Genomic DNA, 12,334 nt, shown 5'->3' on the forward strand with positions numbered 1-12,334 from the left:
TCAACGCTATTCTTCCTCTGCTACCTACTCCTTCCCATGATTCCGATTCGTTTTGAACACGCCGATGCCGCTGCTGGAATCCTTCAACAGTGGGAAGCGGCGAAGTGTTCGCACGCGGAAGCGTCCAGCGACAAACCGCCGTTTTCGATCGTCATCCCACCGCCAAACGTGACCGGTGCGTTGCACCTCGGCCACGGTCTCAATAACACCTTGCAGGACATCGTCGTTCGCCGCAAACGCATGCAGGGATTCGAAACCCTGTGGATGCCGGGTACCGACCACGCCGGGATCGCCACCCAAGCGGTCGTCGAACGACGCCTCAAAGAGAACGAGAATCAAACGCGACATGACCTCGGTCGCGAAGCACTCGTCGAACGAATTTGGCAGTGGAAAGATCAATACGAACAACGCATCCTTGGCCAGCTCAAACGAATGGGCTGCAGTTGCGATTGGTCACGCCTTCGTTTTACCCTTGACCCGATTTGTGCCGCCGCCGTCCGGGCCACGTTTTTTGATCTGTTCGGAAAACAGTTCATCTACCGAGGCAAACGACTCGTTAATTGGGACACGTTTTTGCAAACGGCCGTTTCTGACGATGAAGTGTTCAACGAAACAAAGAAAGGGCACTTCTATCATCTGAGTTACCCGGTCATCGATCCCAAAGCCGGTGAACCCAAAACCATCGAAATCGCGACCACCCGCCCCGAAACGATGCTGGGCGACACCGCCGTTGCCGTCCACCCTGATCCCGCATCAGCTTTCGATCGCGTTGCCGAAGGCTTGAAGGAAAAACTCGCTGAGGCGAGCGGCAAAGAGAAGCCATTGATCGAAAAACAAATCGCTGCACTGGAGAAACGGCGTGCGGCGATGCTGCCGTCGCTGATCCAACTGCGTGATATGGCTGCGGACGGTCGGCACATCCGTTTGCCGCTGCTCGATCGAGAGATTCCGATCGTCGCCGATGAATGGGCGAAACCGGAAATGGGAACTGGTTGCGTCAAGATCACGCCCGCGCACGATCCGAACGATTACGAAGTCGGTTTGCGATGTGAGTTGCCGATGATCAATGTGCTCAACCCCGATGGCACGATCAACGCCGACGGTGGCAAGTACGAAGGGCTTACGATTCCCGCGGCACGCAAAGCCGTCGTCGCAGACCTCGATGAACTGGGATTGCTCGGTGAAGTCGAGGATCGCGAGATCGAATTGCCGATTAGTGATCGCAGCAAAACGCCGATCGAGCCGTACCTCGCCGATCAGTGGTTCGTTGCGATGGACACGCTCGCCCAGTCCGCGATGGACGCGGTGACCGATGAACGTGTGCAGATCTATCCCGAACGCTATCGCAAAGGTTACCTCGACTGGCTGAGCGAGAAACGCGATTGGCCGGTCAGTCGACAGTTATGGTGGGGACACCGTATTCCGATCTGGTCAACGGGTGGGTTGTCGCAATCTGACGCTAACGAATTGTCGAGCAAGTTGGAAAAACTTGCCGAGCAGCATCCCGATCAAATCAGTCACCGTATCGATCCCGATGGCGAAGAAACCGTTGCGGTCTTTGTGTGTGTGCGTGACGAAGATGCGACGGTGGAAGCCGACGTGGAGGCCCTCGGTCTCGTCCAGGATCCTGATGTGCTCGACACGTGGTTCTCGTCCGCGTTGTGGCCCCACAGCACGCTGGGGTGGCCCGCCGAAACGGCTGAACTCGCCAAGTTCTACCCAACGTCAACGCTGATCACCTCGCGTGACATCATCACGTTGTGGGTGGCACGGATGGTGTTGATGGGACTCAACAATGTCGGCGAAGTGCCTTTCAACGAAGTCTTTATTCACCCGAAGATTCTCGACGGTCTCGGCGAAACCATGTCGAAATCAAAAGGCAACGGCGTCGACCCTAACGACGTGATCGACAAGTTCGGACCGGACGCGTTGCGTTTTGGTCTCGCACGTCTCGCCGGTGACACCCAAGACGTGCGGATGCCGGTGCAGTACGAATGCCCAGCTTGTGAAAAGCTGATCGACCAAACCAAAAAGAACCGATCGCTGCCCAAACTCGATTGCCCCGCCTGCGGTAAACCGTTTTCGACCCAGTGGGCCGAAACAGCCGAAGACCAGGCATTGCCGAAGGGAGCCGTCGTGAGTGAACGATTCGAGACGGCACGGAACTTCGTCAACAAGCTTTGGAACGCGTCGCGGTTCGTGTTGATGAACCTCGAAGGCTTCACGCCCCAACCGATCGATGTGGCGACCCTTCCGATCGAAGACAAATGGCTGCTCAGCCGATTGGCGAGTGTCACGCAGCAAGTCAGTGAGGGGATCGACCGTTATCAATACAGCGAAGTGGCACGGATTCTGTATGATTTCGCCTGGGACGAGTTCTGTAGCTTCTACGTCGAGATCGCCAAACCACGACTCAGCGATCCCGAACAAAAGCAAGTTACTCAAAACGTGATCGCACACGGTCTCGATCAACTGCTGCGTTTGCTGCATCCGATCATGCCGTTTGTTACCGAATCGGTATGGGGGTATCTCGGTGAACTCGCGCCGAGTCGCGGTGTCCCCGAACCCGTCGAGGTCGGTCGCTTTGTGATGACGAGTTCATGGCCGGTCGCGCAGACCGAGCACCACGATGTTCAGATCGAACGCCAGTTCAGCGAGTTTCAAAAGATCGTTGCCGCGATCCGTCAAATCCGCGCATCGCAAAACATCAAACCGAGTGACACCGTGCCGGTCGCAATCCGTTGCGATGAATCGTCACGCGAACTGCTCGAGCCGATGGCGGCTTATTTCAAAGGCCTTGCTTCCGCGGACATCGTGGCAATCGGATCAGACGTCAAGCCGTTTGAAACCGATGCTCACATCGGATTGGCCGATGTGAATGTGGATGTGCACGTCGACCTCGAGAAGTTCATCGACGTGGAAGCGGAACTGGCGAGATTGGAAAAATCGGTTGGACAAATTGCAGGTCAGATCACCGCAAAAGAAAACAAGCTCAATAACGAGAGCTTCGTCAGTCGCGCACCGAAAGAGATCGTCGATAAAGAACGCGAGTCGCTCGTCATGCTCCGCGAGCAGTACACGAGCGTCACCAACGACATCACCCGACTGCAAGCCAAGAAGGGATAGTTGGCGAAGAGGCTCGGACACCACGCTTCACCCTTCCGAGAGACGGTGAAGCGGGTTGGTTAACAGACCGTTTGCCAAGATGTCTTGCAAACCCGCTGCCGCGATTCACGTCGCGGCAGGTGGGGACGCAGCGGATCTCTTTCGGCTTCGCGACAGCTGGGCAAACACGACGATCGTTAAGACGATTGCCGCGATCGCACTCTGGGGCGTCCAGCATAGAAAGATGCCCATGAGCACTTTGTCGAAGTCGATGTTCAACGCTTGCCCGACCGCCATCGCGACCGCGATCAACGCGAACGCGCAGGGTGTGAGGATGGCAACGCGTTGTTGCCATGACAACCTTCGCGGCAACATCGCGATGAGCACGAGACTCAAAGGTCCGAGCGCGTAGATGAAGATCAGCGTTTCTTTGCGTGCGGCAAAACGGCTGGCGATCATCGCAAACACCGCCGCGACCGTGGTCGCGATCATCAGGCTTTGGATGCTAAATTGAATTGGCTGCGATTCTGAGTCGTCTGCGCCTTCACTCATTTCGCTTTGGAAACTGTCGAACATCAGCTTGTTGAGCCAATCGGACTTGATCGTCGTCAGGATTGCGATCGGCAGGCTGACCACGATGGCAACCAGAATGTTGAGCCCGATCATCGGATAGTCCGCGAACATTCCACCATACATGTTGCCGGATTCCCAAATCTCAAACGGAAACCCGATCGATTCACCATGCGGCCGAATCTTGCCCACGAGACTGCCCCAATGTTCCGAACGCACGAAGTACGACAGTGCGTTGAGGCTGGCCATGAACAACATTCCCACTGCCAACCCCCGCATGAACCAGCGAGGTTTGGAGCCGAATTCAGCGTTCAGCCGCTGACGTTCGTCGGAAGTCGCAAAGTCATTTGACATGGGGGCGGTGGTTCATGACCAACGATGCGACTGTTAACGCGATTGGCGAAGTCGAAATACGCAATCTCGGCAATGCGAGGGTGCCCCCAACGTTAAGCCGAATTTTTTGAGATGGACTTCAAAGTCGCGCGGGGATCGTGATGAAACGCGAGCAGCAATTTTGGGCATGCCAGCTTTGCGAGATCGCCTCTGCGTCTCATTGTCGTTTCAACAACGTTTTTCTTGCAAGGCAACGTTCGCACGATGCGAAGACTTCGATTCCATTCCCACCGAGTGTCGAACGACGGAGGGGCGAAGCCGGTGGAATGCCAGCCCCATTTGATAGATGGGGCAAAATAGAAGAAGAGGCGAGTTTCGCTAGGATCGAGTGAGCAACGAAACTGGGGTGGGAATGATTTGCCGACTCGGTGGCGACGTCAGCGAATTCACTCTCAAGCAGCAACCGTGTTGACTATTTAGCGGCAGCTAGCGAACGAAGTTCGTCGAGTTCGACGCTTAAACGGTGACGCAAAGGACTTTCGTCACGCAGTTCCGCTTCCAGAAGATCTTCCGCTTGATCGAATACTTCTTCGGTTGGGTTAGGAACTGAAACGATTTCGCGGAACATGCTTTCAATGGTGGATTCAGTTAACACAGGGCGGTCCTTGGCAAGAATGTAGGAGTGGGGGGGCGGCGAAATCGCGGATGAGTGGTCGCATTCGTTATCGAACGCGACCACCGCTCCATCATAGGGTGAGATCATCCGGCCACAAGTCCTTAACGTTAATGAATCACGCTGTTCTCAGCGGCATTCTCTAACGATCAATCCCACCACCATTGACCTGGCTCAAGGTCGCTAGGGCCAGCAGCGTTTTTGGTTTCAACGTTTTCGCCGCTGGCGTCGACCTTCATGCGATCGCTGTTGAAGGCGACTCGTGGTTGCATGTTGACTCCACCGCCAAGAGGCGTCATCAACGTATTGCCACGCCAAATCGCGTTAACGGCTGTCTCGACCTTTTCAGGCGCGGTGTAGGTTTCCACCCGCAGTTGGCTTTCATCGCCGAGGACGGGCATGTTCCAATCGGCCTGTGCGTAGAAATCTTGCTCTTGGATGTAGGCTGCCGCGATGGCGAGGTCGATCAGTTGTTGGAGTTCCGCGTAAACTCGCACTTTGCTGGCGATCAACGGATACTTGTCGGTGAACTCTTTAGTGAACGCTTGGCTAGCACGGTTGCCGCGGCCGGCCATCACACGTTTACCATCACCCATGACACGTTCGCCTTCGCCGACAAGTTGCACGCCACGTTCGTTGATACGCATGGCCATTCGGTCATCACTGACCGAGACACCGTCGTAGTTTGGTTGGAAATACCAACGTTCGAGGGCGTTTGCCGCAACGGTTTGCGGGTTGGTGCGGGAAACATAGCTGCGGACTGGGACGGGGAGTTGTTCCAGGCCGATGCCGATGAGTTTCATCCGGTAATCGGCTTCGACGAGGACGCGGGCGAAGTGTGTTGCCGCGGGAATCCCTTTGATCGTGACAGTTTGCAGCCCAAGGTTTTGCTTGAGGCCGTGAACAAGTCGCATTGTATCGCCGCGGTTCGCGTTCCCACCGACGGCGCGGAGGAATTGCTGCATCCGGGCCAAACCTTCGGGGGTCGGGTCGATTGAGACCGAGATGACACGGGTGGGTGGCGCCGATGGCGGGTATGCCCGCAATGCGGTCGCGAGGTCTTCGAGCAAGATCGTGGGCCGGCCGGTATTCATTCCGACGAAACGTTCGGTTGGATCAGCGACGAATCCCTCAGCGGGACCGGCGATCACGATGTCTTGCGTGTCGGGATAGAAAAAGACGTATTTGACGGTCGTCAAACCGGCGACGGCAAGGATGTCATCGGAGAGTGGACGGTCGGCAGCGAGGCGTTCGGCGACGACTTTCTCGAGTCGATTGAGCGAGACTTTCCGCAATTCGCTGCGCTGCATCACATCTTCGGTTTGGGCAGCTTGCCGGGCCTGCATCAGTCGCTGGCGGGCGAGCCGGGGGTCGACGGTTCGGACTTTCAATACACCGGTCGCATCCACATCGACCCCGGCGATCGGGTTACCGAAGACGATTGTGTCTCCACCGGTGTTCTGAGCCGTCGCAATCGAGCCGCTCAGGGACAGCGTGAGACCAACGAGTAGGCATCCGACCGTGCGGAACATCGAGTTCGGAAGACCGCAGGAAACCGGAGCGGGAAGGAAGCGGCGGAGGGTTGCGTTCATGAGAGAGCAGATTCGGCGTGGAAGAGACCATCGTCGCGGCGGACGATGGGGGCGGTCGGCGACAGCATGAGTGAATGAGACTCAGGATAGCTCGAAGGGTTGATATCGGCAACAAAAACGCATTCAAACCCGACGAAAACATGTTCCGGCCGCCGAGAACTCAGCCGCCGATCTGATTGCCGGGGCTCGATCGGATCGATCGGGTTCGTTCCCCGTCGTCTTGTCACGCCATGCGTGCCTGAGGTCTCCCTGCTGGTGGGTGGTATGTCGTGCCGGTTGGAGCGATTGTTCATGCTTGACGATCAATGCCGCGTACTCCGGACACTTTTCCCACACCTCAGGGCTTTCCTTGTCCATGCGATTGGATACCGATATGCCTGAGATTCATCGAAATCGGACATCGAATCTTCACGATCCGGGCAGTGGCAGGGTAGCGTATGCGGCTACCTGATGGAGCCCAATCTTTACCCCGTAAGCAGAAGCCGATGACCCAAGACGACTTTGACGCCTCCGCCCCTGATGACACAGCTGACCCTGCACCCGCCGATGCCACCGCGTCGTCGGAGGTTTCGGTCACGCCAGCGACCACGCACCCACGTTTTGATGCATCGGAGGTCTACGAAGACGTGCCTGACGATGACGACGCCGCAGTTGCGGTCGCCGAAGAGGGCAATTCTCTGGACGAACAACCCGCCACGATGGCGAATGATGGAAGTGATGAAGACGACGGCTACGAAGAGTACGTCGATGATGAGGCGGTCGCCGAACACGATGAGGTGTCCGTTGATGTGACCGAGCCCGCTGAGATGACCGACGTTGCTGAGGAGTCGGCCGACCCCTCTTCGGGATTCAAACCCGCCGGCAGCGATGAGGAACTCGTCGAGCTTCAGCAGCCATTCGTCGGACAATGGAACTCCTTGGTCAGCACGACTAACTGGGAGAAAGGTCGCATCATCAGCGAGTGGCGAGAAGCCTTGATTGAAGCCGGTGCCCCGGTTACCGACTATTCCGATGAGGCATGGGCCTCGCGGGTTGGTGGCGTCACGTCGCCCCATGTCGGTCGCCTTCGCCGGGTATACGATCGATTCGGTACGCAAGCAAAGACCTACCCCTCGCTGTATTGGAGTCACTTCCTCGCCGCATTGGATTGGGATGACGCGGCGTTGTGGTTGCAGGGGGCTGTTGAAGAGAAATGGTCGGTTTCGGTGATGCGAGAGCAGCGTTGGCGTGCCAACGGAGCCGTTGAATCGGATCGTCCCGGTGGTAGCCAAATCGTTGAAGTCGACCTCGACGAAGACACTCCTGACCTCGGTACCGCACCGGCTCAAGGTGGCAGTTCCACTCGCGATTACGACGGTGATACCGATGGTGTCGCCGCGGGCCCGGCTTATGAGCCACCCGATTTCGGCGAAGAAACCGAACTCGCCGCGTTGCCCGAAGGCAACAACATGAACGACGCCAACCAAGCCGATGGCGGTGGCGGCGTGGGCGTTGCTGACGGCGAGCAGGCACCTTCGCCGTCGCAACCGTTCGCGGGGCTGCCGGAGCTGCCGGATGATTTGGCCGACGTGATCGAGTCGCTCAAACTGTCGATCCTTCGCCACAAAACGGCCGGGTTCGAAGACGTCGATCCTGATGTGATCCGTCGTTATCTCGATGCCGTCAAGTTACTGATTGAATCGTAACAGTAACGTTTTTCTCGCTCGCAACATCATCGAATACTGCCGATCCGTCTCAGATGGATCGGCAGTTTGCGTTTAAGCATGATCCACTCGTCGGTGGTTTTGCGGACGGGGAGCTTATGGCTCCGTGCGAATCGAAACGCTTCGGGCGTGGGCGGTCAGGCCTTCTTTTTCGGCGATCCGGATCACATCTTCGGAGATCGCCTTCGTAGCGTCGGCGGTGAACATGGTCACGCTGCCCGATCGCAGGAAGCTGTTGACGGACAAGCCGGCTGCCCATTTGCAGGTTCCACCGGTGGGCAACACGTGGCTGGGCCCGGCCGCGTAATCGCCGAGTGCGACGGGCGTGTGGTGTCCGAGGAAAGCGGCGCCGCTGTTTCGAATCCGAGCGATCTGGTTATCGGGATCGGCGGTTTCGATGTGCAGGTGTTCCGGCGCAAACGAATCAGTCAGCTCGCACGCTTGCTCGGCGTCTCGCACCAAGATCAGGGCCCCGAAATCGGCGAGTGCGTCGCGCGTCAGATCGCTGCGATCCAGTTCGGCGAGTTGAGATTGCAATTCGCTGCGTACCGAATCGATGATTGATTCATCCCACGTGATCAGGATCGCGGATCCCGGGGAGTGTTCGGCTTGGGCGAGCAAGTCGGCGGCGATGAAGGCGGGCGACGCGGTGGAGTCAGCGATCACGATCACTTCGCTCGGTCCGGCGAATGAGTCGATGTCCACGGTGCCAAACACGTGTTTCTTGGCCAGGGCGACAAACAGGTTGCCGGGGCCGACGATCTTGTCGACGGCGGGTAACGCGTCGCAGCCATACGCCATCGCCGCGACCGCTTGAGCACCACCGCACCGATACACTTCTTTGATGCCGAGTTCGTGACAGGTGGCGAGCATGTCTTGGTTGTAGGCGCCGAACCGGGTCGGCGGCGCGACGACAACAATCTCATCGACGCCCGCGACTTGGGCGGGCACAGCCGTCATGAGGACCGTCGACGGGTAGGCGGCGGCGCCCCCGGGGACACAGATCCCGACCCGTCGCATCGGCGTGTACCGCTGGGTCAATCGGACCCCGGGGCGTGGCTCGATCGTCACGTCGTGATGCCGGATCGCGGATTGGAATTCGGCGATGTTGTCACGAATCTGGCGGATCGATTCGAGGAATTCCGGATCGGCCGCGGCGTGGGCTTCCCGCAGGTCCTCAGCCGGTACCCGTAACGTTTCGCCGGTCAACTGGGTGCGGTCGAGCGATTCGGTATAGCGAAGCAGTGCCGACGTGCCTTCGGTTTGCACGTCACGGCAAATCGTCTCGACCACTTCGATCGGGGTGAGTGGTTTTCCGAACACGGCCTGTGTTAATTCGCGACCACGGGGGCTAACCAAATCACCTCGTGGGCTGAGTTTTTCACGCAGCTCGGCGAGGATTTCGTCGCCGCCTTCTCGGGCGTCCACGTACCGGATCAATGAGTCGACTGTTTCGGAGGTCATGAAAATTCGTCGTCTGGTGTCGGAATTCGGTTGAGTTATGTGATAGTCTGGGGCGGTTGTGAGGCCGTCACAGCAGCGGGCGAATCGTTAAGCTAAACCCCGTGGCGTGCTTTCGCCAGAGTATGCTTATTAGGTCGCTGGCCTCATCACTCTCGCCAGACGGCAATCTATCCAACCCTCCCGGCATTTGTTCGAGAATCCTGTCATGATCGACTTGCGAAGTGACACTGTCACCCGACCCACCGCAGAGATGCGGCGAGCCATGGCCAACGCGATCGTTGGTGACGGCGTCATCGACATCGACCCCACGGTCGATCAACTCGAACGTGAGACGGCGGCGTTGCTCGGCAAGCCGGCGGCGTTGTTCATGCCCAGCGGCACGATGGCCAATCAGATCGGTGTGCGGGTGCATTGCGAACGTGGCAGTGAGTTTTTGTGTGAAGCGGATTGTCATATCTATCACTACGAACAAGGTGCCTTTGCGCAATTGTCGGGGCTCGTCGCCCATACCATTGCGGGCGATTGTGGCGTGCTCGGTGTGGAGCACTTGGTCGGTACGATCCGCCCCGAAAATGATCACATGGTCCGGACCCGGTTACTGTGTTTGGAGAACACCCACAACCGCTGGGGTGGCCGGGTGATCCCTCAAGAAGAGATCGACGCGGCTTGTTTGTGGGCTCACGAACATTCCTTGAAAACACACCTCGATGGTGCACGGATTTGGAACGCTTCCGCCGCAACGGGAATCGACGTCGCCCGCATGGTCGCGCCGTTTGATTCGGTCAGTGTGTGTTTTAGCAAAGGACTCGGGGCGCCGGTCGGTTCGGCTTTGGTCGGTTCGCAAGCGTTTATTGAGGAGGCGCGGCGGGCGCGTAAGTTATTTGGAGGTGCCATGCGCCAGGCGGGAATCATCGCAGCCGGTGCGTTGCACGCGATCCACAATCATCGTGCACGCTTGCACTTCGATCATGAAGCGGCCCAGCAACTCGCCTACACCGCCTCATTGTTGCCTGCCCTTTCGATCCGAGGCGGACGTGTCGACACGAACATCGTCGTCTTGGACATTGATCCGTTGTGGGGGACGGCTGCCGAGATGCAATCGCGTCTGTTTGCATCGGGAGTCGATTGTTTCGCGATTGGTGAACAGGCGATTCGATTCGTCACGCACTTGGACGTCACGCCGGAACAGGTGCAGCGTGCGTGTCGCATTCTGCATGAGGTGATGGCGATGGCGGGCAGCGTTCGGTAACGATCGGAAACGACCGATTGAATCGCCTGAGAGCGGGAACCTGCCCTGCCGACGTGTCGAGCCATGCCCGAGCAACGCCGCCGACCGTTAGGTTTCGTAATGAATTTTGCCGTGTTTTTGCGAGCGGCTGATTTTGTCGAGGCTGTACAGTCCCGCCAAAATAAATTCGACGCAGGAGGCACGCATCGCTTCGTTTTCGCTAGCGTTGACCTCAAATGCCCGGTCCCAAGCAGGCGGGACATGCTGCAATCGCTCAGCATACAGACGGCTGGGTAAGAGATCGCCAACTTCGACCCGCACGCCGCCGCGGAAAATCTCAGCGATTTCAGCCAGGCCGTGTTCTTCGATGTATTCGCTGAACACGATCTGGATTGCTTCGGCGATCACGTTGTCGAGGACCTGCCGCTCACTCATCTGGTGTGTCCCCATTAGGTCCAGTTCGAGTTTGCCGAGCGAGCTGGCGTAGAGGTGTCCCAGGTCGCTGATCCGCGGCACGGCAGGAGACTCGCCATGAACGATGCCACGCTGGCGGGCCGAGGCGACGATGGTTCGGAAGTTCGCCAACGAGAAGCGAGCCGAAACCCCGGAGGCTTGGTCGATGTATTTGCTGTGACGAGCCCGGTTCGTGATCTCTTCGATGATCTGATACATAAACAGCGGCACGTGGACCGGATAATCACCGCCGAGGTCGTTGCCGATTTCTTGTTGCAGAATCTCGATGCCCTGATGGCGTTCACGCGGGTAGTGCGTTTGTACGATCGTGCCGATGCGGTCCTTCAGCTGGGGAATGACCTTGCCGCTGCGGTTGTACGTGGCCGGGTTTGCCGAGAACAGGATCATCACGTCGACGTCAAAGCGGATCGGATAACCGCGGATCTGCACGTCTCGTTCTTCGAGAATGTTGAACAGGCCGACTTGGACGAGGTCGTCGAGTTCTGGCAATTCGTTCATCGCAAAAATGCCGCGATGCATCCGTGGGATCAATCCAAACGAGAGTGCTTCCTCGGCGCTCATGCTGACCCCTCCCGTCAGTTTGGCGGGATCGATCTCGCCGATGATGTCGGCGAATTTGGTGCCGGGGCTGAGTCGCTCGGCGTAGCGTTCGTGGCGGGGCCACCACGCGATCGCGATGTCTTCGGGGGCGTGTTGTTCGACGAGTCGCCGGCCGAGCGACGTGATCGGCGCGAGCGGATCTTCGTGGAGCGGCAGCTCAGGATGGTCGATGTAGGGGACAAACGGGTCGAGGAATTGAACGAGCTGTCGCATCAGCCGGCTCTTGGCTTGGCCTTTTTCCCCGAGGAACAGCATGTCGTGGCCGGCCAACAGCGCCAGGTTGATTTCGGGGATCACCGTGTCTTCGTAGCCGACGATTCCCGGATAGAGTTCCTCGCCGGCGGCTAGCATCCGAGAGAAATTATCACGGATTTCCTGTTTGACGGTTCTGGATTTCCAGCCTTGGCTGAGCAGATCGCGGAGATTGTTGGCAGCCGGGGGGGCCATGGTAGTGGTCACGGGGCGGTCTCGATGAAGATATGCGAACTGGATCGGATGAATGGTGGGCGGCCGGGAGGCTGCCAACGGCATCTTACCGGATCGCCTAGGTCGGACCTGACGGCTCAGGTCGTTTCCGCGAATGTCAGTTTTG

General features: G+C 58.0%; 8 protein-coding genes. 3 read left to right on the plus strand and 5 right to left on the minus strand.

Features of this window, described 5'->3' with window-relative positions:
- The first annotated feature begins 36 nt into the window (after positions 1-36).
- A complete protein-coding gene (locus NB063_RS13720; protein WP_250929303.1) occupies positions 37-3,126 on the plus strand; it encodes a valine--tRNA ligase in 3,090 nt (1,029 codons plus the stop codon).
- A gap of 105 nt (positions 3,127-3,231) precedes the next feature.
- Here the strand turns inward: NB063_RS13720 and NB063_RS13725 are convergent, their stop codons facing one another.
- The 3 genes from NB063_RS13725 to NB063_RS13735 form a co-directional block, all read right to left on the minus strand.
- Complete coding sequence (locus NB063_RS13725) at positions 3,232-4,029, minus strand: hypothetical protein (protein WP_250929304.1); 798 nt, start codon at positions 4,027-4,029, stop codon at positions 3,232-3,234.
- Positions 4,030-4,480: 451 nt separating this feature from the next.
- Entirely contained in the window at positions 4,481-4,771 is a 291-nt protein-coding gene (locus tag NB063_RS13730; protein ID WP_250929305.1) for a hypothetical protein, read from the minus strand.
- Positions 4,772-4,830: 59 nt separating this feature from the next.
- Positions 4,831-6,273, minus strand: a complete 1,443-nt coding sequence (locus NB063_RS13735) for a DUF1598 domain-containing protein (RefSeq protein ID WP_250929306.1) — start codon at positions 6,271-6,273, stop codon at positions 4,831-4,833.
- Positions 6,274-6,758: 485 nt separating this feature from the next.
- Between NB063_RS13735 and NB063_RS13740 the strand changes: the two genes are divergently transcribed.
- Positions 6,759-7,958, plus strand: coding sequence for a hypothetical protein (locus NB063_RS13740; RefSeq protein WP_250929307.1), 1,200 nt, complete (start codon positions 6,759-6,761; stop codon positions 7,956-7,958).
- Between the two features lie 114 nt (positions 7,959-8,072).
- Here NB063_RS13740 and hisD read toward each other — a convergent pair whose 3' ends face one another.
- On the minus strand, positions 8,073-9,440 hold the full coding sequence (hisD, locus tag NB063_RS13745; RefSeq protein WP_250929308.1) for a histidinol dehydrogenase: 1,368 nt from the start codon (positions 9,438-9,440) through the stop codon (positions 8,073-8,075).
- 205 nt (positions 9,441-9,645) lie between these two features.
- Between hisD and NB063_RS13750 the strand changes: the two genes are divergently transcribed.
- Positions 9,646-10,689 carry a threonine aldolase family protein gene (locus NB063_RS13750; RefSeq protein WP_250929309.1) on the plus strand — a complete coding sequence of 348 codons (1,044 nt, stop codon included), beginning with the start codon at positions 9,646-9,648 and terminating at the stop codon, positions 10,687-10,689.
- Between the two features lie 87 nt (positions 10,690-10,776).
- On the opposite strand, the gene NB063_RS13755 is transcribed toward NB063_RS13750, so the two are convergent.
- The gene (locus NB063_RS13755; protein ID WP_250929393.1) at positions 10,777-12,189 is read right to left on the minus strand and encodes a magnesium chelatase; all 1,413 of its coding nucleotides are present in this window, start codon (positions 12,187-12,189) and stop codon (positions 10,777-10,779) included.
- Positions 12,190-12,334 lie beyond the last annotated feature (145 nt).

Origin of the sequence: Aporhodopirellula aestuarii (assembly GCF_023701485.1) — a bacterium.
GTDB classification, from domain to species: domain Bacteria; phylum Planctomycetota; class Planctomycetia; order Pirellulales; family Pirellulaceae; genus Rhodopirellula; species Rhodopirellula aestuarii.